Source organism: Vibrio anguillarum, assembly GCF_003390515.1.
GTDB lineage: Bacteria > Pseudomonadota > Gammaproteobacteria > Enterobacterales > Vibrionaceae > Vibrio > Vibrio anguillarum.
On record NZ_CP031479.1, the window covers coordinates 1,584,519 to 1,611,352 of the forward strand.

The following is a 26,834-nucleotide window of genomic DNA, read 5'->3' on the forward strand; positions in this document are numbered from 1 at the left end:
TATGCAATAAGCCATCCCATTCTATCCTATTTTAGGATGTGCACTATTACGTTATCGTGTCGGTCGCGCATTCTAATCAAGTTCATATGAGGGGCACATGCCTACCGATTCAACTTATTCGGCTAATCCGAAAATTATTTTTGCCAGCGTTGCTTTAGTCATCGCTTTAGGCTCGCTTGAAAAAAGCATCGTTACCACTCCATTGGCTCTTATTGGGCAAGATCTCTCGGCAGGACAAGCATTAACATGGGTGATTACTGCTTATCTATTAGCATCGACCGCTGTATTGCCCGTCTACGGTAAACTGAGCGACTTGTTCGGACGAGTTCGGATGCTAAATGTCAGTATCGTGATCTTTATGTTGGGTTCCGCGCTGTGTACCTTTGCTTTTGATCTACCCAGTTTAATTGGTGCTCGTGTGATTCAAGGGATTGGCGGTGGAGGCTTAATAGCTCTGGCATTTACCGTTATCGCCGATTCAATTCCTGCGCGCGAAGTGGGCAAGTACCAAGGTTATATTTCAGCGGTTTATGCGGTGTCCAGTATTGCAGGGCCACTGCTTGGCGGCTATTTTGCTGACTACCTCAGTTGGCGGTGGGTATTCGGTATTAATTTACCGTTAGGGTTGGTGGCACTTTACATGGTTAACCGCTATTTGAAGCATCTCAATAAACGCAGAGATAGTCGCTTTGATTGGGTGGGAGCAGCGTTACTCATGAGTGCGACGACTTTGCTGCTGTTATTACTTTCTTCACATTCATTTATCCCTACTGGCTGGGGTGCGTTTGCATTACTGGCGTGTTTAGTTGCTTTGGTGGTTGTTGAACGCAGAGTGAGTGATCCTATTTTACCTGCGCGTTTAGCACGTCTTCCGAATTATCTGACCGCGATTGTTCTTATTATGGGATCGCAAATGCTGATGTTTGCGCTTTTGGTTTATTTGCCGCTGCAGTTTCAGTGGCAAAAAGGACTCACTCCGTCAGAAAGTGGTGCGATTATGGTGATCTTCATGGTCTGTATTACCTCTGGCGCTTATGTGGGTGGGAAGCTCATCGCGAAGTTTGGCCGTTATAAGATGTTAGTGATCGTCGGTTTTGCTTTGGCTATGGCTGCATTGTGGCAAGTTCATTACGATATGTGGGTGAAATTTGCATTGGGTTTTGCGGGTATAGGTATTGGTTTAACCTTACCGGCCTTAGGCGTTGTTGTACAAAGTGTCTTACCCGCACGTGATCGCGGCATTGGCATGTCACTGTTTAATTTTGGACGAGAACTCGGCGGTGCACTCGGTGTTGCGTTCTGTTCCGCGCTCTTTTATCTGAGAGTGCCAAGCGAAGTCATGGTTGCTGAACACAGTGCCGAGCAGGCCGGCGTTTCCACTCAGGTATTATCACAAGGTTTTAGCTTGGTTTATATTGGCATGAGCGTGCTAGCGTTACTGGCGATGTTACTGACAGTATGGCGCTTGCGTAAAGATGCATTGATGAAAAGTTCATCATGAATTCCTGCGTGTTATTGAGCGTTAACTAAGTGTAAAAAAAGCAGCGATTTAAGCTGCTTTTTAAGTTTGGCGCTAAAGGTATCTATGCTTTAGGTGGTCTTGGAAATATTGAGCGTTAAGCACATCCCCAGTCGCTTGTTTCACCAATTCATCGGTTGTTAATAAGCTACCTTTTCGCCAAATATTATCGGCAAGCCAAGTAAATATTGGTGATAAATCACCACTGCGAATGGCGGCATCAACATCCACCGTTTTCTTCATTGCTGCCATAAACTGGGCCGCATACATAGCACCCAGCGTGTAACTAGGGAAGTAGCCAAAGCTTCCATCTGGTCAGTGAACACTGATATCTATTTTTTAGTTAAAAATCGAGGTTGAAATTGGTCGGATATAAGAAAACCGTTACATAATCCTTTGAAATGTTTGTGTTATCCTATAGTTAAATTTTGCTTGATAGTGTATTTAGGCAAATAAGTTGAGGCAGAAATGCATGGATGAACTCAGAGCTATAGATAACAAAATCGCAGCGCTTAAAGCAGAGTTAGCACAACTTGAGGCTAAGCGGTTGAATTTAATTGTTTCAGAAGATTCTGTGTCTACCGCATTTAGCAATACAATGTCTCCAGAACAAAAAGTCGAGCTATTTCGACGTTACTTCCGAGGGAACACTAGCTGTTATGCAGTGCGCTGGCAAAACAAGCAAGGGCGTTCAGGATACTCGATAGCATGTAACAATGAATGGCAACAGTGGCTATGCAATAAACCGAAAGTCAAATGTTTGGAATGCCTCAACCAATCGTTCAAACCACTGGATGAAAAAGCTCTGTATGATCACTTGTCGGGGAAATCTATTGTTGGCATCTACCCAATGGACAGTGATAGTAACTGCTGGTTTCTTGCTATTGATTTCGATAAAAAGGACTGGAAGGATGCCTCTCTGGCTTACGCAGAAGCATGTAGACGTAATGGAATAGATTTTTTGCTTGAACGTTCTCGTTCAGGGAATGGTGCGCATGTATGGATTTTCTTTGAAGCTAAAGTTGATGCAGCTAGTGCGCGAAAACTAGGATTTATGCTGCTTGATCAGGCTATGCAAATCCACGGAGCGCTGTCCTTTGAATCATATGACCGATTGTTTCCTAATCAGGATTTTTTACCTGTAGCAGGAATAGGTAACTTGATTGCTTTACCATTACAAAAAGGTTCAAGAGCGGAGGGAAACTCTGAATTTGTTGATGGGAATTTTTTGTCTTATCAGGATCAATGGCAGATTCTAGCCTCAACAAAAAAATTGACAGTTGATGCTTTGGCTAAGTTGGTACTGTCTCATGAGTCTATTGATCATGATAAGACAGGGTTCACGTTGCTACCTTGGGAGCGAAACTTACCTGCTACTTCTTCTACAAATCTAGGATGCCCAGACAGTATTGAAATCACTCTAGCGAATAGAATTTATCTTCCCATAGAAACATTACCAAATGCTTTGCTTGCCAGATTAAAAAGGTTGGCATCATTTTCAAATCCTAAATTTTTCAAGGCTCAGGGATTGCGGCTATCAACGAATGGAATATCTAGATACATATCACTGGCAGAAATCGATAGTGGATATCTTGTACTACCGCGAGGCTGTATTGATGATGCTTGTGAGTTATTGGAACAGTCGAATATCAAATTTTTCTTTAACGACAAAAGAAGATCTGGAGGTCGACTCAAAAGTATCCAGTTCAATGGCATATTAAGGAAAGAACAAAAGGTAGCGGTGGATGCCGTTTCTAAATTTGATATCGGTGTTTTACACGCGCCGACAGCGTTTGGGAAGACTGTAACGGCAATAGGACTGCTATGCAAAAGAAAGGTCAACACATTAATTCTCGTTCACAATAAACAACTTGTGGAGCAATGGCAGGAACGACTAAAAACGTTCACTACAGGTGTAGATATTGGTGTACTGACAGGCTTAAAGAAAAAGCCAACGAAGGCAGTTGATGTCGCAACGTATCAAAGTTTACTGAACCGTAGCGATAATACCGTTAACCCTGTTGTGCATGAATACGGACTGGTCATCATAGATGAGTGTCATCATTTGTCAGCACCGCAGTATGAAAAATTATTGGGAGAGATTCACGCAAAATACATACTCGGCATTAGTGCTACTTTGGAACGTAGAGATGGTCACCAACCAATCATTTTCATGCAGGCGGGTAGGATAAGACATACCATTACTCCGAACAGTTCTGTGAAATTTGTCCAATCCCTTCAAAAGAAGGAGGTTCTCTTTGAACCTCCACTTCAATTGGTAACTCAAGAACCTCGACCACATATCGCTGATGTCTATCGATGGCTGATTGAGAACGAAATGAGAAACCAGTTAATCATCAATGATATCGAAGACGAAGTGAAGCAAGAACGTGTTCCTATTGTTCTGACAGAGCGTAGAGAGCATGCAAAAATTCTTAGTGACATGTTGACTCTAAGAGCAATTCAAAATGAGGTGCTCATTGGCGCAATGAAAAAGAAAGATAGAGAAGAGGTCAATGAAAAGCTGGCGACCACACAGGTGTTGGTAGCGACTGGACGGTTTATTGGTGAAGGATTTGACCTACCTCGACTCGATACCTTGGTTCTCGCATTACCGGTATCTTGGAAAGGAGCACTTGTTCAGTATGTCGGAAGGATACAGCGAGAGTATGACGGTAAGACGGAAACTCGTGTTATTGATTATGTAGATATGAAAATTCCAATGCTGGCAAGAATGTATTCCAAGCGGAGTCGAGGATACAAAGCGTTGGGTTTTTCTGAATCTGTGGCATATAAGCAGGAGAACCTCGCTTTATGAATAGATATGTTCTTGATTCATCGGAAACACGGTTTGAGGTCGGATCACAGGGTAAGGTACTGGCAAATAAGCTTGGTATAACAATTTCTGATGAAATGGATGATGTTGAAGCAATTTTGTTAACCAAGTTATATGAAAAAATTTTCGAGGAAGGAAATACAGAGTTTCAGCCAACTTTTTCTGACATCATCGGCTGGCACAGGCAGTGGCTTGGTAATATCTATGAATGGGCTGGGAGGATCAGAAATGTGGATATGGGCAAAGGAGGTTTCCAGTTTGCTTCACCACTTCAGATCGGAAGATGTATTGAACTGTTTGAACAGAATTATTTGTCAAAATTCGAAAGTATTCCAGAAATGGGTAAGGAAGAGTTTGTGTCGTACTTGGCTAGGAGCCACATTGAATTTATCTTGATCCATCCATTTCGGGAAGGGAATGGCAGAATAAGTCGACTACTTATGGACGTGATGTGCAACAAGGCAGGGTTAGGGCTATTAGATTACAGTTTGTGGGACAAACACAAAGACTTCTATATCGCTTCTATTCAAGCTGGTGTGGCGCATGAATTTCAGCACATGGAAAGACTGGTTAGAGACACCATTAGCTAGCTAATGATAAGGAACTATACTTTCGCTTGTTTGCTTTTAGACGCTGTTCAATATTTTGAACAGGAGATCCTGTCTCAATTGCAGTCGAGCTTGCCACCGCACGATAGATCATCTTTTGAGTGATTTTCTTTTTTTCTGTCTTCATATTTTTCTGCTACAAGCAATTCCATTTAGTATTGATACTACATTACGTACTGCTATTTTTCAATCGACAACATCTTGAAACGGCAACGTATTTCTCATCTAAAAGGCCGTGAATAGAAAGATACGAGCTACTTCAGAGTAGCCCGTATATAAATAACCGAACTAGAGGTAACGATTTTTTAAGTGGGTCTGAAAATGTACCGGATTCAGTGTTTCCCCAGTGGCCGCCTTAACCAGTTCATCGGTAGTGAATAGACTCGCCTTATTCCAGACATTGTCAGATAACCAATTGAAAATAGGAGTTAAATTGCCTGATTTGATGACACTGTCAACATCCACCGTTTTCTTCATTGCTGCCATAACCTGGGCCGCATACATAGCACCCAGCGTGTAACTAGGGAAGTAGCCAAAGCTTCCATCTGTCCAGTGGATGTCTTGCATACAGCCGTTTTGGTCATTTCCTTGGGTAGAAAGGCCGAGGTAAGCCTGCATTTTGTGATCCCATAGCTCAGGCACATCGGTATGTTTGATATGACCATTGATCAAATCACGTTCAATTTCATAACGTAAAATGACGTGCGCTGGATAAGTCAACTCGTCGGCATCGACACGAATAAAGCCTTTTTCAGCGCGAGTGTAGATCTTCTGGAAATTCGCTTGTGCAAATACTTTATCTTCACTACCTGAAAAATAGCGGGCGGCTAGGGTGGCTAAGTGCTCAATAAAGGGTTCACTGCGCCCCATCTGCATTTCAAAGAAGAGCGATTGAGATTCATGAATACCCATCGAACGCGCTTCTCCTGCTGGTGTACCTGCAAGATGTTTAGGCAAGCCTTGCTCATAACGTGCGTGGCCCGTTTCATGGACAATGCCCATTAGAGACTGAATAAACTCCGACTCATTATAACGAGTGGTGATCCGAACATCGGTTGGAACACCGCCGCAAAAAGGGTGAACGCTTTCATCAAGGCGACCGTGTTCAAAATCAAACTGAAGCAGTTTCATGACTTCTAAGCCTAGCGCCTTTTGCTTTTCAGCAGGGTAATGGCCAGTCGGTATGATTATCTCTTCGGCGCGTTGCTTCTCTATGACTTGATCGATTAATGTTGGCAGCCAAGTTTTAACATCGCTGAAAACAGCGTCCAATGATTGAGTTGTTGTACCCGGTTCGTAAAGATCGAGCATCGCATCATAAGGCGTTAAACCTGTAGCATCAGCGCGGATCTGCGCTTCTTGCTGTGAGAGTGTGACCACCTCAGCCCAGTTTTTCTCAAAACCGACCCAATCATTGTTTTTGCGTTGGGTACGCCAAGCATGTTCACACTTTGAACCAGCAAGAGATTTCGCTTGCACCAAAGCTTCAGGTAGTACGTTTGCCTGCTGCCAGTGGCGTTTGAGTTCACGCAGAGTTGCTTTTTGCTCATCGTCCAATGGCTCATTCTGTGCTTTATCAAACCATTCAGCCAATTGAGGTTGAGTATGTAAACTATGAATATGAACGGACAAGTGCGCCATCGCTTCCGAGCGAGCTTGAGCGCCGCCAGCAGGCATTACTGCGGCTTGATCCCAGCCACAAATAGCCGCTAAATGATTGAAATGTGAAATTTTCTTAGAATGTTGAACTAATTGATTGAATGCATCCATGGAATTAGCCTTCCGTGACGTAAAAGAGAAGTAAGTGTAGCAACCATTAAGTGTCTAACCAAGGCTATCCAAGTCAATCAAGGTGAAAGAGCGTGACCCAAACCGACAAGGCTGTGAGTATTTCATTATTTTCTTATCCAGTGAAAACTGTTAAAGACTTTATAAAAGAGCTCAGGTATAAAAAGGCAAACGATGACATTTCTTTTATACAAGGACGGGTATGTATATCCAAAACGTTGAAGCCTTTCTGATCGCAATTACTATATTAACGCTAACTCCAGGGCTAGATACGGCACTGGTGATTCGTAACACATCACGAGCTGGGTTCACTGACGGCAGCATAACAAGTTTGGGTATTTGCATGGGGTTATTTGTGCATGCGACCTTTTCCGCCGTCGGTATTTCGGCGATTTTGGCACAATCGGCCGAGCTGTTTCATGTGGTTAAAATGATTGGTGCGGCGTATTTAATTTGGCTGGGACTATCTAGCTTAAAAGCGTTGCTGAAAAATAGCCAAGGTATGCAGGTTACGGCCATTTCACACAGTGAATTTACGCTGAAGCGGTCATTGCGTGAAGGCTTTCTTTCCAATGTGTTGAACCCTAAAACGGCAGTATTTTATCTCGCATTTTTGCCGCAATTTATTAACCCAGAATATTCTCCGTTGTTGCAATCGCTTTTGATGGCTGCTATTCATTTTGTTATCGCTATGTGTTGGCAGTGCGGTTTAGCGGGCGCATTGAGCTTTGCAAAAAACTTACTCAAAAATGCGTCATTTATGAAATGGATGGAAGGGACAACAGGCGTGGTTCTAGTTGCTCTGGGTCTAAAATTAATGCTTGAGAAAAGATAATTTAATCAATTAGTTGTAGGAGTTTTCTGAACAAAGCTAGAATGACATTTTTTTGAAGTTACTGCTTTAAATTTACGATATAAAACCTTGCATGGATTACGAGACATCACGTGTTGAGGGTAATTTGAATATATTGGTTATTTGTGCAGTTATCTTAGTGTGTTTTTTGTTGTTTCTGGAAGGATTAGCCTTGGGATACGGTGTTCCTACCTCGATAATCATTTTAGCTGTTTTAAACTTATCGTATTCTTGTTTGGATAAACAGATTAAAAAGCGGAAAAGACAGGCTTCAAACCGCAGGTAGGCGATTTAATGCCTACCTGCGATGTGGTTACTCAGTATTGAGTTTGAGGATTACGCGCCAAAGGCGCTGACTGTTTTTCAAAAAATAGCTTGGTCTCTTCAAGCACAATATGACGTAATGCGATTAATCCGATCAGATTAGGGATAGCCATTAAACCGTTAACGATATCAGCAATAATCCAAATCATATCAAGGTGCAAGAACGCACCTGATGCCACCAAACCGATAAAAATCAGCTTATAAGGCATTACTGCTTTGGTACCAAACAAAAATACCACGCAGCGCTCACCGTAATAGTTCCAGCCTAAAATCGTCGTAAAAGCAAAAAACATCAAACCAATGGAGACCATCATCGGGCCCAAGGTTTGCGCATTTAAGCCCACGGCAAATGCATAGGTTGTCATAGCGGCACCAGAAAAATCACTTTGCCATGCGCCAGTTAAGATCAGCGCAAGCCCGGTCATGGTGCAAATAATGATGGTATCAAAGAAAGTACCAGTCATTGAAATCAACCCTTGTTTTACGCAAGAGTCAGTTTTCGCTGCCGCCGCGGCCATTGGCGCGCTGCCAAGACCAGATTCATTAGAAAATACACCGCGCGCAATCCCTGATTGAATCGCCAGCATGATGCTCGCTCCTAAGAAACCACCTGTAGCGGCTGTGGAAGTGAAGGCAGAAGTGATAACTAAACTGATGGCCGTGAGTAATTGATCGCTGTTGCTGATGATCACACTCAAACACGCAAGGATGTAAAAAAGGGCCATGGCAGGTACCACTTTCCCAGCCACTTTAGCAATTGATTGAATACCACCGACCGTGACAAATGCGACTAACAGCGTTAGAACCACTGCTGATATTTCGCGTGACACACCAAAAGAGATTTCAGTAGCATCTAAAATCGCGTTGACTTGTGGGAATGTACCAATGCCGAAACAAGCGACGCCGATGGCAAATAGGGCGAATAAAACCGCCAAAGTTCGCGAGCCCACGCCATATTGCAGGTAATACATCGGGCCACCAACCATTTGGCCTTTGTCATCCACTTGACGATACTTTACTGCCAGTAAACATTCAGCGTATTTGGTCGCCATACCAAACAGCGCGGCTAACCACATCCAAAATAGCGCGCCCGGCCCACCGAGCTTAATCGCTGTCGCTACGCCAACGATATTACCGGTTCCAATCGTCGCGGAAAGTGCGGTACATAAGGCGGCAAAGCTTGATACATCGCCTTGTTTACCGGCGTCTTTGTCTTTACTAAACACCATCTTAAGTGCGGTAGGTAAATGTCGAAATTGGATAAGACCGAGACGAAACGTAAAATAGATGCCTGTACCGACCAATAAAATTAAAAGTGGTGGTCCCCAGACAAAATTGTCTATAGATTCAAGAATAGATTGCAGGTTGTTCATTAGTTCCCCTTAATAAAACGACAGTTAAGGAGAAGAGGGAAAGGGCAGTAATCTGAAAAGATCCCACAAAAAGATCACAGCAGGCCAGTGGTGAAGAAACCACACCTATTTATGATTGTAACTTTCCACTCCTCTGTCCTTTTGCCTGAGAGTTTCACCCCAAATAGGGTTTGCTCCTTCGGCGACCGATTAAACGGTTCTCTCCAGAGGTTCCTCCAACTACAGTCCTCGCCAGCTCTCATAAGAGAGAGCATTAGCACCTGAAAGATTTACTTCTTCGGCGAGCCTGTTTACTCATACTTTGAATAAACTAAGGCTACTCTCCTGCAGTCTTCATCGGAACTGATGATAAGTGCGCTTACCATCAAGGCGAGATATGTTACATAAAGCGTTTTTCAAGACAAGAAAAATTGTGCTTTTGATCTCAATTTGCTGCCGTTTGGTGGTTTGTTAACCATTTATAGACGTAAACGTAGGATGAGGGGTGAAAACTTTACGCTTGTTGTCGATTGTTCTACTTTTTTCTGACTTATCGCGTGTTATAAATGATATACACTACGTGAGAGGATAGGCTAATGACACGACTCATCACCATTATTTTATTGATCGCCATTGCTTTTATTTTTATTCGTTATCGTACCAACGAAAAGTTGCAAAAAGGTGTGGTGGTTTCTTTACTCACTGCTTTTGTCATTTATGCTGCCTCAATTGTGATTACTGAATTAACTCGCTGAGATAGATAGGAGCGAAAGAGTGAACAAACAGACGGACATTGATGCACAAGACGATGTCGTAGTGATTGAAGAACGAGACAAACGCACCTACGTCTACATCGCGTTAGCAGGGGTGTTGGGGTTAGCATTCGGTGGCTTAATCGGTTCAAGTATCACCACGAATAACTGGCAAAAAACATACCATCAGCTAGAAGAAAAATATGAACAGCTCACCCAAGATAAAAGCCAATTAGCTGAAAAAGTGCAATTAAAAGTCGCCAGTGTCGACGCTGAAGTAGCAAATAAACTTCAACAAGCATTAGAAGAGCAACAAAAGCAGTATCAGCAAGAGCTGGATCAAGCGCAAAGCCAATACCAAGCGTTAATGGCAGAAAATAAAGCGCTGCAAGCGAAACTCAATACACAGGAAAATGCACTAGCGCAAGTTGAGAACAAAAATTCTAAATTAAATCGGCAAGCCGATATGCAGGCAACGATTTTTGAACGTTCACGCGAACTGTTCCAACGTGAATTGAAAATTAAGCAAGAGTTAGAAGCGCTGCAAAAAGAGAAAGAAACTTTAGTACCGAAGCTCAAAACGCTCAAAACCGATTGTGATGTCTACCTAGAAGGTAAGTCGTGGGATGCAAAATCAGACGCATGTGATAAGCAAGATGAAGCGAATTCAAGAATTAGCCAAATCGATCAGATGATCCAAGTTCACCGCATGGATTTAGAACAAATCAAAGCGTTAACGGAAAATATAGGCTTATAATTTATACCAATCCCACCAATGTTTCTTTAGCAGGCCTCGCGAAAATGAGGCCTGTTTTATCGTAAGGCTTATTCGGTCAAATACGTTGTTAGGAATTCTGCAATCTTCACCATATCACTGATCGCAATATACTCTTCGGTGGTGTGAACTTTCGCCATGCCCGTTGACAAATTGACGGTCACTAATCCTTTTTCGTTAAAGTTGTTTGCATCACTGCCTCCACCAGTACGTTTGGTTTTTGGTGCAATTCCAACCGATTCAAAGCTCTTTTTGATCGCAACGATATGCGGATGCTCTTCATCCAATACAAAGGCGTTGTAAGCACGAGTAGATTCAATCTTAACCTGCGCGCCATGCTTGTGCGCCGCGGCCTGAAATGTTGACACCATATGTTCAACTTGTAGGCTCAACTTATCATCATTCAATGAACGGGCTTCAGCGACAATTCTAAGATCAGGCATGACGATATTCGTTGCGCCACCGCCATGAACAAGGCCGATATTCGCCGTGGTTTCCTCATCAATACGCAGCAATTTCATTTGGGTAATCGCATCGGCCGCGACGGCGATAGCGCTAATACCTTCTTCAGGGGCAAGGCCTGCGTGTGCGGGTTTGCCTTTGATATTAACGATGATTTTTTGCTGCCCTGGGGCTGCTTTAACGATGGTTCCTATTGGACCACCAGTGTCGAGCACAATCGCCTTAGCCGATTGAATATGAGACATATCAAAGTGTTTGGAGCCTTGTAGCCCGCCTTCTTCATGGACGGTGAATGCAATTTCAATGGTTTTATGAGGTTGTTTTTGCGCTTTAATCGTTCGAATCGCCTCCATAATGGCCGCAATACCCGATTTGTCATCGCCGCCTAAAATGGTTTCACCGTTAGAGCGAATGACGCCATTTTCAATGACGGGTGTGATACCAATCCCCGGTTTGACGGTATCCATGTGACAGCTCAGTACGACACTGTCATCGAGTTGTCCTGCTAGGCGAGCATAAAGGTTAAAGCCATTGGAAACATGTTCAGGTACGGGCAGTTTTTGGACTGAAAAACCAAGCTCACCCAACTGTTCAGACAGCGTTTCTGCAATCTGTTTTTCGTTACCCGATTCGCTGTCAATTTGAATTAGTTGTAGAAAGTGCTCAACCAAGCGCTGTTCATTTATCATGGTCATTTTGTTATCTCGTAGGAAACAGAAGCCATACCATATCGCGTGTGGATGACGCGATGTTCTGCGATAAATCAAAGAAGCACGACAAAATAACCGAATTTTTCGCTTATATATAGCCAATGGCTATTGTTTTTAACTTAATGATTCACCTGTGTTGGCCTAATGTTTTGTCCGTGTAGCTCGGCATATAAAAATCATGTGCGCCTAACACCTCGTCGATTGTGTGTTTTTCGCCTGAGGCAGTATCGGCTTCTGATAAATGTAGCTAAAATGTTACGCTGTGCTATTTATCTTACTGAGCAACTGGTTATAATTGACTTGTGATTAACGTGGCCAATTAAGGAAAAGTGCTTAGTATTCAGTCAAATAAAAATAAATCATCTCTGTGAAATTCGCTAATTTACTATCCTACTGCTCACTAATAGATTTGTGTAACATTTTAATTACATTGAAACTATTTGTTCTCCGCTAAACCGTTTTTCGTTATAGGGTTCATTTTTGCTGAAAATTACGCCATGTTCGCAATACTCAATACAAGCGTTAACAAAAAAGGAGCGCGAGATGACTTCAACATTTAACCCATTGGGAACAGACGGTTTTGAATTTGTGGAGTACACCGCGGCGGATCCCGCTGGAATAGCGCAGTTAAAAGAGCTGTTTACTTCTCTTGGCTTTGCTGAGATAGCCAAGCACCGCTCAAAAGAGGCGTGGTTATATCGTCAAGGGGATATTAATTTTATCGTTAACTCTCAACCCCATAGCCAAGCTGCAGCGTTTGCCAAAGTGCATGGACCTTCAGTGTGTGGGATGGCGTTTCGCGTTCATGATGCATCTGTCGCCATGCAGCATGTGCAGGCAAATGGCGGGCGAGAATACAAAACACAAATTGGCCCAATGGAACTGAGTATTCCCGCGATTTATGGAATTGGCGATAGCTTGCTCTATTTTGTCGACCGTTACGGTAGCCAGAGCATTTATGATGTGGATTTCAAGTTCTATGCCGATGCCAATCAACGAATGACTCACGCCAACGTTGGTCTGTCCGAAATTGACCACTTAACGCATAACGTCAAACAAGGCCACATGGACGTTTGGTCTGGCTTTTATGAGCGGATCGGTAACTTCCGTGAAATTCGCTATTTTGATATTGAAGGGAAGCTAACGGGACTAGTTAGCCGTGCAATGACAGCCCCTTGCGGCAAAATTCGCATCCCAATCAATGAATCGTCTGACGATAAATCACAAATAGAAGAGTTTATTCGTGAATACAATGGTGAGGGGATCCAACACATCGCTTTATCCACTGATGATATCTACCAGACGGTACGTACTCTGCGCGAGCGAGGGATGGATTTCATGCCGACACCGGATACTTACTACGAAAAAGTCAATGAGCGAGTTGAAGGGCACCAAGAGGATATTGAGCAGCTGAAAGCACTACGAGTCCTGATTGATGGCGCACCGATGAAAGATGGAATTTTGCTGCAAATATTTACTCAAACCGTCATTGGCCCAGTCTTTTTTGAGATCATTCAACGCAAAGGCAATGAAGGTTTCGGGGAAGGTAATTTCAAAGCGTTATTTGAGTCGATTGAAGAAGATCAAATTCGGCGAGGAGTACTCAGCGATGCATAAATGGATCACATTTCCTCATCGAGAAGGGGTATGTTCAAACCAAGCTCATGCCGACTTCCCGCAAGAGGCCATCTATGAAAGAGAAGCAGGACGCAGTGGCTTTTTTGGCCCTGCGGCCCATTTCCATCACCAACATGCACCGACAGGGTGGAGTGAATGGCAAGGTGAGTTAAGGCCGAGAGCCTTTAATTTTAATTTGATCGAGCAAGCCAAACAAAGTTCACCGTGGAGCGTGCCGCATCTATTGCATAATGCACAATGTAAAGTCCGAGTATGGAAGCTGGCTCAAGCGATGGATCATTTAGTGCGTAACGCCGATGGTGATGAGTTACTTTTTATTCATCAAGGAAGCGCTGATTTTTATTGCGATTACGGGCACTTGAGCGTTTCACAAGGGGATTATGTGTTGATCCCGCGCTCAACCAATTGGCGGCTTGAGCCAAGTGAGCCGATGTTCATTCTAATGATAGAGAATACGGATGCGGCGTATGCTTTGCCAGAAAAAGGGCTAGTAGGGAACCACGCCATATTCGATCCTGCGGTTTTGCAAGTCCCGTCGATTAATCCAGAGTTTAAAGCGCAGTATTCAGAAAAGACCACCCAAGTTCATTTAAAACGTCATGAGAAAATCAGCGTCATTACTTATCCATTTAACCCATTGGATGCAGTAGGTTGGCACGGTGATCTTTCTGTGGTGAAACTCAACTGGCGAGACATTCGGCCGTTGATGTCGCATCGCTATCATTTGCCGCCCTCCGCTCACACAACGTTTGTTGGCCAAGGTTTTGTGGTCTGCACCTTTGTGCCTCGGCCGATTGAGAGTGACCCCGGCGCTTTAAAGGTTCCGTTTTATCATAACAATGATGATTACGATGAAGTGCTCTTCTACCATGCGGGTGATTTCTTTAGCCGCGATAATATTGAAGCTGGCATGGTCACTTTTCATCCTGCCGGGTTTACCCATGGCCCACATCCGAAAGCGTTCCAAGCTGGGCAAGAGCATAAGAAAAAATTTACCGATGAAGTGGCAGTGATGATTGATACGCGGCATGCATTACACTTTAGTGAGGCGGCGCAGCAGGTTGAAAATCAACAGTACGTCTACAGTTGGAAGAGCGAATAAACGAATAAGAATAAGGAAGTGACATGAAGTTAGCTACGCTAAAAAACGGCACAAGAGATGGGTTATTGGTTGTGGTCAGCCATGACTTATCAAAATGCGTTGCTGTGCCTGAGATTGCCGAGCATTTACAGCAAGCCTTAGACCGTTGGCAGGAAACCGCACCGATGCTCAGCGAAATTTATACGGCGCTGAATGAAGGCGAATTGCTGCAAGAGATGCTGTTTGATCAAACCTTGTGTCATTCGCCGCTGCCTAGAGCGTATCAATGGGCCGACGGTTCTGCTTACGTCAACCATGTTGAGTTAGTACGAAAAGCACGAGGAGCGGAGATCCCTGAAAGTTTCTGGAGTGATCCGTTAATGTATCAAGGTGGTTCGGATGCTTTTCTTGGACCGCGTGATGATATTCAAATGCAAGATGAAGCATGGGGAATTGATTTTGAAGCCGAAGTGGCCGTGATCACCGATGATGTCAGAATGGGTGCAACCCTAAGTGAAGCGGCGCAAGCGATTCGATTGGTGATGTTGGTTAACGATGTGTCGCTGCGTGGTTTGATCCCTCAAGAGCTTGCTAAAGGATTTGGGTTTTTTCAATCCAAACCGTCTTCAGCATTCTCTCCTGTCGCTGTGACACCCGATGAACTAGGCTGCCATTGGGACGGCGGAAAACTCAACCTGCCATTGCTATCAACCTATAACAATAAACCATTTGGTTGCCCCAATGCTGGCGTGGACATGACGTTTGAATTCCCACAGTTAATTGCTCACGCAGCAAAAACGCGCCCATTGTGCGCGGGCACTATTATTGGCTCTGGTACAGTTTCTAATAAACAGGGAACCGATTTTGGCAGTGCGATTGCTGAAGGGGGAGTCGGCTATTCATGCATTGCAGAAGTGCGAATGATTGAAACCATTCGGGACGGTAAACCAAGCACCGAATTTATGAAATTTGGTGACAGGATAACGTTAGAAATGCGTGATGATAAAGGGAACAGCCTGTTTGGTTTAATCGATCAACGCGTGGTGAAAGGGTCATGAGTAGCCTCAAGTTATATGGGTATTGGCGCTCTTCAGCCGCTTACCGAGTACGCATCGCACTTCACCTCAAGGCGCTCGATTACCAGTCGATTGCTATCCATTTAGTTAAGGAGGGCGGAGTGCAACATTCAGCCGAGTTTAGCGCTCTCAACCCGAGTGAGTTAATTCCGGTACTAGAAGATAACGGGCATTGCATTACTCAGTCGTTAACCATCATCGAATATTTGGATGACCAGTATCCCCAAGTACGTTTGGTTCCGTTATCAGGTAAAGAGAAATATCAGGTTAAAGCACTGGCGCAAGACATTGCTATTGATATTCATCCACTGAACAATCTACGAGTTTTACAATATTTAACGCGTGAACTGGACGTAGATGAAAGTCAAAAAGGAGACTGGTATCGGCATTGGATAGCCACGGGGTTTTATGCCTTGGAAAAGAAATTGGCGACAGTATCAGGGGAGTACTGTGTTGGTGATCAACTGAGCTTAGTGGATGTTTGTTTAGTACCACAAGTGTATAACGCGGAGCGCTTTAATCTTGATATGGCGCAGTTTCCGATCATCAAACAAATCACTGCTGAGCTTCGTGCTCATCCGGCGTTTATTGCCGCTGCACCAGAAAACCAGCCCGATGCTGAGAGTTAATCGAAAAGCCAGCCTTGCGGCTGGCTTTTCTTTGCGCTGTTTATTGAGCATTCGCCACTAAACTTGCATTGCTGTAATTGTTGTATCCATGCAGCAAAATAGAATAGCGGCCCGGTTGAGCATTGGAGAACTGACACGTTTCATTATTGCCACTGCGATAAGGACGGCAGTCGTATTGCTGTAGATCGGCATCAGTTTGATACTTAACGTATAAATCGGCATCGCCGCTTCCCCCTGACAATACAATACTCAAGTTACCCGCTTCCGGCAGTTCGAATTGATACCAGGTTTTGCTATTTCTGCTAGCCGATAAACCGTTCACAGGTACGCCATTTTTCAGTTGATTATTCGGCGTAGGCGGTGTTGAGGCGTTACCCATTTCAACCACATAAGCCAATCCAAGTTTAGTAAATTTCACCGCATGAAATCCTGTTGGGTCGGAATTTTGCAGAGTGTCTTGCGGGCTATGAATATTAGGGTTGTAATCATTAAATTTGGATTCAAAAGGCATCGCAGCTGGGTAACCAACCGCATGCCAAGAGGCATGATCAGAGCAGGCATAGCCACAGGTATCAAATCCATAGGTTAATGACGGTAAATATTCATCCAATAGTTGTGTCAAATACTGGGTAAAATTACTGTCGGTGTAATCGCTCATAAACACAATATCTTCGCGTGAACCTTGGTAGTTAGTCATGTCTAACTGCATCACAGACATTACTTTTTTACCTTCGGCTTTAAAACGATTGGCTAAGTCTTGTGAACCTCTAAGGCCCACTTCTTCAGCAGCGTAAGCCATGAAAGCGATGCTGCGTTTAGGACGAAAATTTTGCTCAGACAACAAACGGATGATTTCTGTCACGCCCGCGATACCTGATGCATCGTCGTCCGCACCCGGCGCAATACTGCTTTCGTTGGTTCGAGAACCAAGTGTCGAGTCTAAATGCCCGCCAATCACCACCCATTCGTCAGGTTTTTCAGAGCCTGTAATTGTGAGCATTACCGATTTCTGGTTGTAGCCTGAATGTGTGATTTGTTCTACTTTGCTTGCGGGCAGTGACGCAGAGAGTGAACGCCAATGATCTGCAATCCAATTCGATGCTTGAGCACCAGTCGAGGTGGTATAAAAGCGATTTTTAAACTGGGTTAAGGTGGTGATGGTACTGGTGATTTGTTGCGCTGATACTGATGGCAACCAAGCGTTAACGGTGGTTTGCTGAGTTATTTCTGGTGCACTGAAAGCGTTTAGATTCAGCGGCATTGCGCTGACACTCATCGCACTTTGTGCAGAAGGGTGGACCATATAACCACCACATCGCTGATGATTTTCGTGCATTTCATGTGAAAGCGTCGCCAACTCGCTTACTGGTACTTGCCCAACCCATACTGATGTTTGATTGATAAGATTTTCAGGTAATAGGCTTTGGGCTCCAGAGCGAAGCGCCGTTTGCGTCGCGTCACCACCAATGGAAATCCACACCTTTTCTTCTGCATAAGCGGTACTGAAACAGCCTGCTAGCGCAATCGCCAATAACGTTTGTTTCTGGTTCATTCTCTCCTCCCTGGAGTATTATTATCAACATGACGTTGACCATAAACCCTAGGCCAAAAATAGGAATAATGAGAACAATTCGTTTTATACTCAGTTGTTCATAACGGTTGTCACTAAACTATCAATAAGGTATTTCATCGACTGAAAAAAAGAAAAAAGCCAGCGAAAACTTCAGCTGGCTTAAAGGTTTTAACGCTGTACCCATACTGGATAAGTGAAGAAAATAAGGTGGGAAAAATTAAAGAGAAAGTGGAAGAGTACAGCCGTCCATAAACGCCCGCTTAGATGATAGATCGCGCCGTAGCCAATACCAGCTAATGTGGCAAATAGCGCCAAAGTCACGCCGCCAGAAAAATGCGCAAGACCAAATAGGATACTAGCGAGCGCAATACCTAGCCATAGACCGAATTTTTCACTAACGGCTTTTTGTAAATAGCCCCGGAAAAATGCTTCTTCCACCACACAGGTTAAAAGCAAATTATTGAGAGCAAAGAGCCACCACCAAGTCGGTAAAGATAACTCGGGCTTAATCGCGCCAAGCGCCCATGCGACAAAAAGCAAAGCAAAAAGAGGAATCGACACTTTACCGATCGCGGCCCAACGAATGGTTTGATGGTTGCCAAGGAGTGGCGGCCAAGCGAGTAGCAAAGCAAAAAATACCATAGGTTTATCTAGGTTCAAGTAGAGACGAAAGGGGGCACTATTTGCACCAGCAAGCACATTATCCAGCACTTTAGGATTATTAAAACCTGGAATAGCATGCAGCAGCAGTGCAATTGCCCATAATAGCAACGCACCATGAGCAAACCATTTCCAGCGGCCTTTCAGTTGTGGAATGTAATAAGCACCACATAATCCAATGGCGACATACAGCAGGGCCATTAACGATAATCGGTCTGTGAACCATCCGGCCACTAACGACAGTGCTAGCAAGGTGAATGCTGGACGTAACTGCTTTTGAAAACTGAAGATAACGGCAAAAAGCAGCGGGATCCAAATCCATAACGATGAGTCAAGTATCATAGAGAGTACCTTAGGAAATCATCCATATTATTTAGTGATGACAGAGTGGAAGAGTGGCGCATTATGAAGAATCATTCTCAATAAAGAGATTCTACCAGTCAGCTAAACGTTTGCAGGCTTACAAAAAGCACTGTGGATCGTCACTAAAAATGGCGTCAACCGAGTTGAGATGTTTGAACTTTTTTGGATTATTCACCGTGTAGCACCAAATTTGGTAACCCGCTTGATGTAACTCGGCAATGTGTTTTGCACTGATCCATTGATAATTAAGGTTACAGCCAAAGGCGTCAATTTCGGCTAACACTTGCTTATCTTTACGCGTTAATCGCTCGCTCAACACCGCCAATTTATAACCCGGACAATGCTGATAAAGCTCGCGCATGATAGCGTGGCTAAAACTGGAGAGAACAATCTGTTCATTCGGTAATCCACATTGATCCAGTTGCGCTTTAAGTTGAGCAGCGACTTGAGCAACATCGTGTTTATCCACTTTGACTTCAATGTTTAAACCAAGGCTGTGCTGCTTTGCGAGTGTCAGCAACGTCTCTAATGTCATGATGGGTTCGCCTGCAAATTGAGGATCAAACCAAGCGCCAAAATCGAACTGTTGTAATTGCTCAAGCGTATAAGAATCAATGCGCCCTTTACCATTACTGCAACGATTAATGGTGTGATCGTGGCAAACAACCAATATGTGATCTTGAGTCGGTTGCACATCCACTTCAACCCACTTTAGGCCTAAATCAATAGCGGCTTGCACACTCACTTGCGTATTTTCAGGGTAATGGCCGGCCACTCCGCGGTGGCCAATAATCATAGGCTTCATAGCGTTATCTCTACACAATTAAAACCGGCTCAGCATAGCGCGCGCCTTCTATTTTGTCTTCAAATTGATGGAAATGAGAGACGACGCGCTTTGGACATCACTTTCGCTAATGCTATGCTTATCCAACATCAGGCAGGAGGTCTGATCTGTCAAGTAGGGATAACGGTGAAGCTACATACGATCAAAGGCTATATTCAGAATATGTATCTGGCTGAATATCCAGAACGATTATTACTGCTAGACGGTGCAAGTCGAGCAGACATACCTACGTTGCAGCACTTCATTGAGAATGAACTGAACCGTCCTTTTTCTCATCTTCATACCGTTGTGGTAACTCACATGCATCCAGATCACGCTGGGGCGGCTCATCAATTGCGTGCATTAACGGGTTGTAAAATTATCTCTGCCAATAAAGATCATGATTGGTATTGTGGTTTGGACGGATTTTGTATGCATTTAGCCGATCTTGCGCTTGCGCGTTGGATGGCGAATCGCCTAGGCCGCCCGCGGCAGAATTTATGGTATCCACGTGTCTTAAAGCCTGATATTAAGCTCAACGATGGCGAGACTATTCCTCATTTTAACGAATGGCAAATCTTAGAAACTCCAGGGCATACCGACCGAGATTTATCTGTCTACCATGCACAGCAAGGCATTGTGTATGTTGCCGATTTAATGGTTGAAGTGAAAAAGCAGTTGATTGCCCCTTTTCCTATTTTCCATCCCAATCAATATCGCCAGTCACTTGAACGGATCTTCAAGCTCAACCCAGAAACACTGCTTCTTGCACACGGCAAAGAGGGGCGTTTGAGCGAAAAAACCTACCAACACCTGCTAAATACCGCACCTATACGGCCCATCACACATTGGCGAGTGGTCAAAATAAAAGTCAAAAGTTTAATGAAGTCTGTTTGGCAATTTGGGGTCAGCAAAGGTAAATAAAGGGTAGGTGGCTTTAAAACTCATCAGCAAAGAGTGTTCGGTGCATACTGTGGTTGTTTGCACCGGAAAAAATCGTTAGAATGCGATCCTTGATGATAATGAGAGCTTTTATCAACAAGGTAATAACACTTCGTTGAAGGTAATGAATAACGTCTATGAATCTTTTAAAAATCAGCTTGTCCTTGGTGGCGACTACCAGTTTGTTCGCAGTAAATGCTTCTACACTCAGTGACGCGAATGCCATCCAAAATAAAACCAATTCGGCTTCAGTCGCCAGCCAACAGAACATCAATCACAGTTCTCAATCAGCGTTGCTGACGCAAGCTGACATCGATCAGTTAAAAGAAGAAGTGAAAAATCTCACTATTTATCGTAATCACTTGGCATCGCTGGTGGAAAACCAGAATCAGGAAGCGCAAAGTCTATCGTCACAAATTGATGAGATAAAACTGACTCGCCAAGGCATCGTTCCTTTGATGTATCAGATGATCGACGGGCTACGTACCCTAATCGAAAACGACAAACCATTAAAGCGCGAAACGCGTTTAGAGCGTTTAGAAAAGCTGGAATCGATGATGGTGCGATCGGATGTCAGCGATGCTGAAAAATACCGCCGTATTCTTGAAGCGTACCAAATCGAAATTGATTACGGGACTAAACTGGGTGTTTATCAAGGCGCAGTGGTGCTCAATGAAAACAAAACCATTGAAGCTGACATTTTATACGTTGGCCGTTTATCGCTGGTGGCTCGTAGCTTAAATGGCAAACAGTATTGGAGCTGGAGCCAAAACTCGCACCAATGGACCGATGTCGATAGTGGGCTATATGCCGATTTAGATACCGCTTTCAAAATGGCCAACAATTTAATTACACCAAACTTAATGACGATACCTGTTTCACTTGAGTTAGTAGAGGAGCAAAGCAAATGAAGATGGTTTTCTCTCTCTCATCACTCTGTTTAACACTATTGGCTTTCAACAGCTTTGCTTCTACGGAATTAGTCAGCAGCGCCAAAGTGGAAAACAAACAGCAGCAGCAGCACAATATCGAACGCGAAGCGGGTTTTAAACAAACCGAACAGCAGCTACGCCGCGCCAAAGCAGAGCTAGAAGCTCAGCGCCAAGATTTACAAGCGCAATCGGATAAGCTAAGCACGCAATTCAGTAATAATGAAAACCGACTAGCACGTTTAGAAGAGCAGCTTCGCTTAGAAACAGGAAGCCTTGGAGAGCTGTTTGGTGTGGTACGCCAAAATGCCAAAGCATTAAGCAGTGAATTGGAATCTTCCATCACTGCGGTTGATCGCCATCAGTATACATCGCGGGTACAAGAAATTGTCGCCGCAAAATCTTTACCCTCGATGCCGCAGCTGACGGGGTTATGGCACAGCTATGTTGAACAGATCATCGCCAGTGGTGAGCTAAGCCGCGTTCAGATCGCATTTATCAATGGTGACGGTGTCACGAAAAATGTGGCCGCTTATCGTATTGGAACCTTTGGTTTGGTGACAGAGCAAGGTTATGTCAAATGGAATGGAGATAAACAAGCCGCCACCGCTTATTTGAAACAACCGGACAATGGACAGATTTTCTCTGGCCTAAATACGGGAGAAATCGAAAGCTTAGTGGTCGATCCTTCGCGTGGCATCATGCTTGAACAGCTAGCCCTTACGCCAACGTTAGCCGAACGGCTACAAATGGGTGGTGCGGTCGGTAACATCATTTTGGTACTGCTTGGTATTGGTTTAATCATTGCTTTCTATCGCGGCTTCGCATTGGTGATGACTCACCACAAGATCAAAGCGCAGCTTAGAGATGTACAGAAAATTGGTAATAACCCATTGGGGCGTGTACTCAGCGTCTATAACAAAGAGCAAAATCGCAGCGTAGAAGCGTTGGAGCTGCGCTTGCTGGAAGCGGTGGTCGATGAACAAGCGCATTTGGAAAAAGGTTTATCGATGCTGAAGTTATTAGCCGCGATTGCACCGATGCTTGGGTTGTTAGGTACGGTGACCGGCATGATTGAAACCTTCCAAGTGATCACACAATTTGGTAATGGTGATCCGAAAGTGATGGCAGGTGGTATTTCAATGGCCTTGGTGACTACCGTGCTGGGTTTAGTCTCTGCGATTCCACTGTTACTGGCTCACAATATCTTAAGCTCTCAAGCGGAAAATATTCGCTCTATTTTAGAAAAACAGGGGATTGGCCTCGTTGCTGCGCAAGCAGAACAAGAATGCCAAGCTTCAATGAGGAATGCGGCGTAATGAACAGCGTATTGCCAAGCGCACTGCTCAGCAATGACTGGCTAACAACCTTGCAGCAGTTTATGCAGCAAGGGGGTATCGTCTTATGGTGGCTAGCTGGGGTGGTGGCGCTTTATTGGTTGTTGATCATCGAACGCGTACTGTTTGTGGTATTGAGCTTTCCTAAATATCGAAAAGGGTGGTTAGAGCAATGGCATCAACGCGCGGAACACCATTCATGGTATGCCCATGCCATTCGCGAGGGTTGGCTTGGTGAAGCACAGCAGATGCTGCGCCACAACCTTAACATGATAAAACTGCTCGTCACACTTTGCCCAATGTTAGGGCTGCTCGGCACCGTCACCGGAATGATCTCTGTGTTTGATGTGATGGCAAATCAAGGCAGTAGCGATCCTAAATTGATGGCATCTGGCATTTCATTGGCCACATTACCGACAATGGCCGGAATGGTCGCGGCCCTTGCGGGCATGTTTGTGCATGCTCGTCTTGCAAAAAAGTGTCATCTACTTGAATTAAAATTAGAAAAATCGTTAAGGAGTTTGCGATGAGATTAGGCAGACGCCAACCAAGAAATGATGAGGCGCAGATAGACTTAACATCGATGCTCGACATCGTCTTTATCATGCTGATTTTTTTCATTGTCACCAGCTCATTTGTTCGTGAATCAGGTGTTGAGGTTAACCGTCCTCAAGCTTCTCACGCGGTGAGCCAGAAAGATGCGGGTATTTTTGTCGCTATCAATGCATCCAATGATATTTACATCGACAAACGCTTGATTGATGTTGAACGTGTAGAGGCCACCCTAGAACATCTGCTACTCGAACAACCAGATGCGGCGTTAGTGATTCAAGCGGATGAACATGCTTATAACGGTACGGTTGTTAAAGTGATGGATGCGGCCAAAGGGGCCGGAGTGAAAAATATCGCATTGGCGGCGGAGAAGCGTTAATGGGACGTTTACTGCTTGCTTTGCCAATTGCAGGAGCGATTTCGCTGGCGCTGTTCAGTTTTATGGCGTGGATGGTGGATAACGGTAACCAACACGCTGTAAAACCAACTCAAGCACTGCGATTTAACATGGTGATGATGGAACAAGAACACGATTTACAGCGTCGCCAACGTAGCGTTCCGGAACCTTTAAAGTTGCCTGAGCCGCCACCGCAAGCACAAGTGACACAGTCACAAACTACTGCTACGGCCGCTACATCACTCACTAGTTTACCAGCTTTGGGTTTGGATACCGCGCTTAATGGGGTGGCGATTAGCACACCAACCTTTGGTGATTTTGGCTCAAACCAGCAAGCAATGCCGTTATATCGTGTCGAGCCTGTTTATCCAAGCCGAGCCCTAAAGCGAGGTGTAGAAGGTTTCGTTACATTAAGCTTTACCATTGATACAACAGGAAAAGCCGTCGACATCAATGTCGTCGATGCCAATCCTAAACGTATGTTTGAGCGTGAAGCGATGCAAGCGCTGAAAAAATGGAAGTATCAACCTCAGATTGTTGACGGCAAAGCCATTGAGCAGCCGGGACAAACCGTGACTGTGGAGTTTAAAATTGCCAAATGATGAAACGTATATTGATTGGCTTATCACTTGTTATCGGCTCGCTCTCTTTAAATGCGAGCGAATTAAGTGCGACAACAGTCCTGAAAGTGCAAAAAGCACAGCAATTTGCATTAGAAGAGAACCTCACTCAAGCCATTGAGGTACTGAGCAGTGTTGAAACGTCACGTCTTTATGATAAAGCATTTGTCGCCCGGATGCTTGGTGTGTTTTATTGGCAAAGTGGTCAGCCCAAAGCGGCAGTCAAACAGATCAAGTACGCTGTAGAGAGTGGAGAGCTGCAAGATGAGCAGGCATGGACCACCGAACGTATGTTGGCTGATCTGTATGTCAATGAACAACAATTTGAAAAGGCGTTACCGCACTACTACCAATTATTGAAATCCGTTCCGCCTTCACAGAAAGTAGACGATCTGTGGTTGCGTATCGCACAGACCCACTACCAAATTGCACAATGGAAAAAAGTGCTGCATGCGTTGGATAAATACCAAACCGTGACACCACTTAATACTAAAAATCCATTATCACTTAAATTAGGTGCGCAGCTTCAGCTAGAACAGTGGAATGCGGCCATTCCAACTTTAGAAAAACTGATCATGCTGGAGCCTAACCAAGCCAGTTGGTGGCGACAGTTAGTCGGTTTACATCTGCGTTTAGATCAGCGTCGTCAAGCATTAAACAGTTTAGCGTTAGCCAAATTACAAGGTGTGAAACTAACCGATAAGGATAAACACTTGCTCGCGCAGTTGTATGCGCAAAACGGCATTCCAGAACGTGCGGCGCAAGTTCTGCAAACATTATCTGATGCTGATCAAGATTTAACTTTACTGAAAGAGCAAGCCACTTACTGGCAGCAAGCCAAAGAATGGCAATCAGCGATCAGAACATGGACAAAAGCAGCTGAACAGGATGAGCAATATTATTGGCAAGTGGCGCTGCTGTACAACCAGCAAGGGCAATTTAAAGAAGCGTTACAGGCGTTGGATAAAGTCACCACGCGCGAGAAAAAAGCCGATGTCGCGTTAGCGCGAGTTCATGCGCTGTACAAACTCAATCAACTCGATAATGCTCTATACCAAGCCAAGCAAGCTGAAAACCTAAACCCATCAAGCCATGCCAAAGGATGGATCAAATTCCTTTCTCGTTTACAAAAAGTTCAGCAAGCGCAAACTGCTAATATCTGATCATAGCGCCTCATCTGCCCGATGATGAGGCGTCTGACCTTTTACGATTTTTGAATCGTCATTATCAAGACTGACATTGGTTCGGTTTTGCCTATCTTAGTGATAAAGAGAACCTATTATTGTCTTTCTGATTTTTTCCGTACCATAACGTTTAACGATGAAGTACAGAGAGAGAATCATGATGAAAGCGTTAGTGGTTGAAGGTGGTGCGATGCGCGGCATTTTTGCCAGTGGAGTCTTGGATAGTTTTTTACAACATCAGCATAACCCATTTGATTTTGTATTAGGTGTTTCAGCTGGAGCTTCAAACTTAATCGGCTACCTTGCGAAGCAACCGAGACGCAGTTATCACGTTGTAACTCAGCTTGCCACCAACCGTCTTTTTTTTAACCCAATTCGCTTTATTAAGGGGGGAAATCTCGTCGATGTGCGTTGGCTAATCGATGAGTCCAACCGACGTTATCCGATTGATGAAGACAAACTGTTTAACTCAGTCCCTTTCTTTGCCGTTGCAACCAATATCGAAACGGGTAAAGCCGATTATTATCGAGTGACTCAAGAAAACTTGAGTACGGCCATTGAAGCCACATCCGCGCTACCGATAGTTTATAAGCATACGCCTTGTTTCCATGGTGGTTGCTACACTGATGGAGGGGTTGCTGACTCGATCCCTGTTAAAGAAGCGTATCGCCGTGGAGCACGAGATATTACGGTTGTTTTATCACATCCACTTAGCTATATCATGTCGCCCCTTAAAAGTAAGTGGATGATGAAAAAACTCTTTTCACGCCATCCAAATATGGCTAAATCAATGCTATTTCGTGCGAAACATTACAACCAATCACTTGAATTTATTCGCAATCCACCTTCTGATGCCATCATTCGAGTAATCGCGCCACCTGAAGGGTTTCCCGTTAAGAGATTGACGATGAAGTTACCGTTGCTCAACATAGGCTATGACATGGGCTTAAAAGCAGGGCAAAATCATTTGGAGTGGCTTGAATACACACGTGCAGCCTAAAAACGCTTAGGTTCAAAAGGCTGATAAAACACTATCTACATGTCGTAGCTG

General features: G+C 44.3%; 24 protein-coding genes, 1 pseudogene and 1 riboswitch. Of the genes and pseudogenes, 18 read left to right on the plus strand and 7 right to left on the minus strand.

Going from position 1 to position 26,834, the window contains the following annotated elements:
* Positions 1-97: 97 nt before the first annotated feature.
* Entirely contained in the window at positions 98-1,501 is a 1,404-nt protein-coding gene (locus tag DD616_RS11280) for an MDR family MFS transporter (RefSeq protein WP_088732468.1), read from the plus strand.
* A 72-nt stretch (positions 1,502-1,573) separates the two neighbouring features.
* Here DD616_RS11280 and DD616_RS11285 read toward each other — a convergent pair.
* Positions 1,574-1,831 (minus strand): annotated as a pseudogene (locus tag DD616_RS11285) (carboxypeptidase M32); the annotation flags it as partial.
* A 160-nt stretch (positions 1,832-1,991) separates the two neighbouring features.
* Between DD616_RS11285 and DD616_RS11290 the strand changes: the two are divergent.
* Entirely contained in the window at positions 1,992-4,337 is a 2,346-nt protein-coding gene (locus DD616_RS11290; RefSeq protein WP_208871685.1) for a TOTE conflict system archaeo-eukaryotic primase domain-containing protein, read from the plus strand.
* A complete protein-coding gene (locus tag DD616_RS11295) occupies positions 4,334-4,945 on the plus strand; it encodes a Fic/DOC family protein (protein WP_208871686.1) in 612 nt (203 codons plus the stop codon). The genes DD616_RS11290 and DD616_RS11295 overlap by 4 nt, the downstream gene beginning before the upstream one ends.
* 306 nt (positions 4,946-5,251) lie before the next feature.
* On the opposite strand, the gene DD616_RS11300 is transcribed toward DD616_RS11295, so the two are convergent.
* On the minus strand, positions 5,252-6,733 hold the full coding sequence (locus DD616_RS11300) for a carboxypeptidase M32 (protein WP_208871687.1): 1,482 nt from the start codon (positions 6,731-6,733) through the stop codon (positions 5,252-5,254).
* A 220-nt stretch (positions 6,734-6,953) separates the two neighbouring features.
* Here DD616_RS11300 and DD616_RS11305 point away from each other — a divergent pair, with 220 nt between their 5' ends.
* Entirely contained in the window at positions 6,954-7,586 is a 633-nt protein-coding gene (locus DD616_RS11305; protein WP_013856840.1) for a LysE family translocator, read from the plus strand.
* Between the two features lie 335 nt (positions 7,587-7,921).
* On the opposite strand, the gene DD616_RS11310 is transcribed toward DD616_RS11305, so the two are convergent.
* Positions 7,922-9,301, minus strand: a complete 1,380-nt coding sequence (locus DD616_RS11310; RefSeq protein ID WP_017050528.1) for an alanine/glycine:cation symporter family protein — start codon at positions 9,299-9,301, stop codon at positions 7,922-7,924.
* A gap of 123 nt (positions 9,302-9,424) precedes the next feature.
* Positions 9,425-9,518: riboswitch (glycine riboswitch) on the minus strand.
* A gap of 358 nt (positions 9,519-9,876) precedes the next feature.
* On the opposite strand from DD616_RS11310, the gene DD616_RS11315 reads away from it, so the two are divergent.
* Both DD616_RS11315 and DD616_RS11320 read left to right on the plus strand, forming a co-directional pair.
* Entirely contained in the window at positions 9,877-10,035 is a 159-nt protein-coding gene (locus DD616_RS11315; protein WP_010319274.1) for a hypothetical protein, read from the plus strand.
* A gap of 19 nt (positions 10,036-10,054) precedes the next feature.
* Positions 10,055-10,789 carry a chromosome partitioning protein ParA gene (locus tag DD616_RS11320; protein WP_208871688.1) on the plus strand — a complete coding sequence of 245 codons (735 nt, stop codon included), beginning with the start codon at positions 10,055-10,057 and terminating at the stop codon, positions 10,787-10,789.
* A 68-nt stretch (positions 10,790-10,857) separates the two neighbouring features.
* Here DD616_RS11320 and DD616_RS11325 read toward each other — a convergent pair whose 3' ends face one another.
* Positions 10,858-11,964 carry a M20/M25/M40 family metallo-hydrolase gene (locus tag DD616_RS11325; protein WP_026027995.1) on the minus strand — a complete coding sequence of 369 codons (1,107 nt, stop codon included), beginning with the start codon at positions 11,962-11,964 and terminating at the stop codon, positions 10,858-10,860.
* A gap of 558 nt (positions 11,965-12,522) precedes the next feature.
* Between DD616_RS11325 and hppD the strand changes: the two genes are divergently transcribed.
* Genes hppD through maiA form a run of 4 tightly spaced genes read left to right on the plus strand, consistent with a single transcriptional unit; the run spans position 12,523 to position 16,403 of the window.
* Positions 12,523-13,596, plus strand: coding sequence for a 4-hydroxyphenylpyruvate dioxygenase (gene hppD / locus DD616_RS11330; RefSeq protein WP_208871689.1), 1,074 nt, complete (start codon positions 12,523-12,525; stop codon positions 13,594-13,596).
* Complete coding sequence (locus tag DD616_RS11335) at positions 13,589-14,719, plus strand: homogentisate 1,2-dioxygenase (RefSeq protein WP_017042493.1); 1,131 nt, start codon at positions 13,589-13,591, stop codon at positions 14,717-14,719. Before hppD ends, DD616_RS11335 begins: the two co-directional genes overlap by 8 nt.
* 23 nt (positions 14,720-14,742) lie before the next feature.
* Positions 14,743-15,756, plus strand: coding sequence for a fumarylacetoacetate hydrolase family protein (locus DD616_RS11340; protein WP_094148043.1), 1,014 nt, complete (start codon positions 14,743-14,745; stop codon positions 15,754-15,756).
* Positions 15,753-16,403, plus strand: coding sequence for a maleylacetoacetate isomerase (gene maiA, locus DD616_RS11345; protein ID WP_208871690.1), 651 nt, complete (start codon positions 15,753-15,755; stop codon positions 16,401-16,403). Before DD616_RS11340 ends, maiA begins: the two co-directional genes overlap by 4 nt.
* 40 nt (positions 16,404-16,443) lie before the next feature.
* On the opposite strand, the gene DD616_RS11350 is transcribed toward maiA, so the two are convergent.
* The 3 genes from DD616_RS11350 to DD616_RS11360 form a co-directional block, all read right to left on the minus strand.
* The gene (locus DD616_RS11350) at positions 16,444-17,955 is read right to left on the minus strand and encodes a M28 family metallopeptidase (protein ID WP_208871691.1); all 1,512 of its coding nucleotides are present in this window, start codon (positions 17,953-17,955) and stop codon (positions 16,444-16,446) included.
* A gap of 189 nt (positions 17,956-18,144) precedes the next feature.
* On the minus strand, positions 18,145-18,978 hold the full coding sequence (locus DD616_RS11355) for a CPBP family intramembrane glutamic endopeptidase (protein WP_208871692.1): 834 nt from the start codon (positions 18,976-18,978) through the stop codon (positions 18,145-18,147).
* Between the two features lie 118 nt (positions 18,979-19,096).
* Entirely contained in the window at positions 19,097-19,804 is a 708-nt protein-coding gene (locus tag DD616_RS11360) for a glycerophosphoryl diester phosphodiesterase (protein ID WP_129532496.1), read from the minus strand.
* 165 nt (positions 19,805-19,969) lie between these two features.
* Between DD616_RS11360 and DD616_RS11365 the strand changes: the two genes are divergently transcribed.
* The 8 genes from DD616_RS11365 to DD616_RS11400 all read left to right on the plus strand — a co-directional run bounded on the left by DD616_RS11365 (position 19,970) and on the right by DD616_RS11400 (position 26,783).
* Positions 19,970-20,746 carry an MBL fold metallo-hydrolase gene (locus tag DD616_RS11365; RefSeq protein ID WP_017047620.1) on the plus strand — a complete coding sequence of 259 codons (777 nt, stop codon included), beginning with the start codon at positions 19,970-19,972 and terminating at the stop codon, positions 20,744-20,746.
* A 155-nt stretch (positions 20,747-20,901) separates the two neighbouring features.
* The gene (locus tag DD616_RS11370; RefSeq protein WP_208871693.1) at positions 20,902-21,675 is read left to right on the plus strand and encodes a DUF3450 domain-containing protein; all 774 of its coding nucleotides are present in this window, start codon (positions 20,902-20,904) and stop codon (positions 21,673-21,675) included.
* Positions 21,672-23,012, plus strand: coding sequence for a MotA/TolQ/ExbB proton channel family protein (locus DD616_RS11375; RefSeq protein WP_208871694.1), 1,341 nt, complete (start codon positions 21,672-21,674; stop codon positions 23,010-23,012). The genes DD616_RS11370 and DD616_RS11375 overlap by 4 nt, the downstream gene beginning before the upstream one ends.
* Positions 23,012-23,560, plus strand: a complete 549-nt coding sequence (locus DD616_RS11380) for a MotA/TolQ/ExbB proton channel family protein (protein ID WP_013856854.1) — start codon at positions 23,012-23,014, stop codon at positions 23,558-23,560. Before DD616_RS11375 ends, DD616_RS11380 begins: the two co-directional genes overlap by 1 nt.
* Positions 23,557-23,961 (plus strand): ExbD/TolR family protein, encoded by a 405-nt coding sequence (locus DD616_RS11385; protein ID WP_013856855.1) that lies wholly within the window; start codon positions 23,557-23,559, stop codon positions 23,959-23,961. Before DD616_RS11380 ends, DD616_RS11385 begins: the two co-directional genes overlap by 4 nt.
* Entirely contained in the window at positions 23,961-24,581 is a 621-nt protein-coding gene (locus DD616_RS11390) for an energy transducer TonB (protein ID WP_208871695.1), read from the plus strand. The genes DD616_RS11385 and DD616_RS11390 overlap by 1 nt, the downstream gene beginning before the upstream one ends.
* Positions 24,578-25,762 carry a tetratricopeptide repeat protein gene (locus DD616_RS11395; protein WP_208871696.1) on the plus strand — a complete coding sequence of 395 codons (1,185 nt, stop codon included), beginning with the start codon at positions 24,578-24,580 and terminating at the stop codon, positions 25,760-25,762. The genes DD616_RS11390 and DD616_RS11395 overlap by 4 nt, the downstream gene beginning before the upstream one ends.
* A gap of 157 nt (positions 25,763-25,919) precedes the next feature.
* The gene (locus DD616_RS11400; protein WP_237292970.1) at positions 25,920-26,783 is read left to right on the plus strand and encodes a patatin-like phospholipase family protein; all 864 of its coding nucleotides are present in this window, start codon (positions 25,920-25,922) and stop codon (positions 26,781-26,783) included.
* Positions 26,784-26,834: the final 51 nt, after the last annotated feature.

What these genes read in the sequence shown, in the direction of transcription:
- DD616_RS11315 (WP_010319274.1), top strand. Translation starts at nt 9,877, where the DNA reads ATGACACGACTCATCACCATTATTTTATTGATCGCCATTGCTTTTATT.
- DD616_RS11305 (WP_013856840.1), top strand. Translation starts at nt 6,954, where the DNA reads ATGTATATCCAAAACGTTGAAGCCTTTCTGATCGCAATTACTATATTA.
- DD616_RS11350 (WP_208871691.1), bottom strand. Translation starts at nt 17,955, where the DNA reads ATGAACCAGAAACAAACGTTATTGGCGATTGCGCTAGCAGGCTGTTTC.
- DD616_RS11380 (WP_013856854.1), top strand. Translation starts at nt 23,012, where the DNA reads ATGAACAGCGTATTGCCAAGCGCACTGCTCAGCAATGACTGGCTAACA.
- hppD (WP_208871689.1), top strand. Translation starts at nt 12,523, where the DNA reads ATGACTTCAACATTTAACCCATTGGGAACAGACGGTTTTGAATTTGTG.
- DD616_RS11400 (WP_237292970.1), top strand. Translation starts at nt 25,920, where the DNA reads ATGAAGTACAGAGAGAGAATCATGATGAAAGCGTTAGTGGTTGAAGGT.
- DD616_RS11300 (WP_208871687.1), bottom strand. Translation starts at nt 6,733, where the DNA reads ATGGATGCATTCAATCAATTAGTTCAACATTCTAAGAAAATTTCACAT.
- DD616_RS11295 (WP_208871686.1), top strand. Translation starts at nt 4,334, where the DNA reads ATGAATAGATATGTTCTTGATTCATCGGAAACACGGTTTGAGGTCGGA.
- DD616_RS11325 (WP_026027995.1), bottom strand. Translation starts at nt 11,964, where the DNA reads ATGACCATGATAAATGAACAGCGCTTGGTTGAGCACTTTCTACAACTA.
- DD616_RS11310 (WP_017050528.1), bottom strand. Translation starts at nt 9,301, where the DNA reads ATGAACAACCTGCAATCTATTCTTGAATCTATAGACAATTTTGTCTGG.
- DD616_RS11370 (WP_208871693.1), top strand. Translation starts at nt 20,902, where the DNA reads ATGAATCTTTTAAAAATCAGCTTGTCCTTGGTGGCGACTACCAGTTTG.
- DD616_RS11335 (WP_017042493.1), top strand. Translation starts at nt 13,589, where the DNA reads ATGCATAAATGGATCACATTTCCTCATCGAGAAGGGGTATGTTCAAAC.
- DD616_RS11355 (WP_208871692.1), bottom strand. Translation starts at nt 18,978, where the DNA reads ATGATACTTGACTCATCGTTATGGATTTGGATCCCGCTGCTTTTTGCC.
- maiA (WP_208871690.1), top strand. Translation starts at nt 15,753, where the DNA reads ATGAGTAGCCTCAAGTTATATGGGTATTGGCGCTCTTCAGCCGCTTAC.
- DD616_RS11290 (WP_208871685.1), top strand. Translation starts at nt 1,992, where the DNA reads ATGGATGAACTCAGAGCTATAGATAACAAAATCGCAGCGCTTAAAGCA.
- DD616_RS11375 (WP_208871694.1), top strand. Translation starts at nt 21,672, where the DNA reads ATGAAGATGGTTTTCTCTCTCTCATCACTCTGTTTAACACTATTGGCT.
- DD616_RS11395 (WP_208871696.1), top strand. Translation starts at nt 24,578, where the DNA reads ATGATGAAACGTATATTGATTGGCTTATCACTTGTTATCGGCTCGCTC.
- DD616_RS11360 (WP_129532496.1), bottom strand. Translation starts at nt 19,804, where the DNA reads ATGAAGCCTATGATTATTGGCCACCGCGGAGTGGCCGGCCATTACCCT.
- DD616_RS11340 (WP_094148043.1), top strand. Translation starts at nt 14,743, where the DNA reads ATGAAGTTAGCTACGCTAAAAAACGGCACAAGAGATGGGTTATTGGTT.
- DD616_RS11280 (WP_088732468.1), top strand. Translation starts at nt 98, where the DNA reads ATGCCTACCGATTCAACTTATTCGGCTAATCCGAAAATTATTTTTGCC.
- DD616_RS11385 (WP_013856855.1), top strand. Translation starts at nt 23,557, where the DNA reads ATGAGATTAGGCAGACGCCAACCAAGAAATGATGAGGCGCAGATAGAC.
- DD616_RS11390 (WP_208871695.1), top strand. Translation starts at nt 23,961, where the DNA reads ATGGGACGTTTACTGCTTGCTTTGCCAATTGCAGGAGCGATTTCGCTG.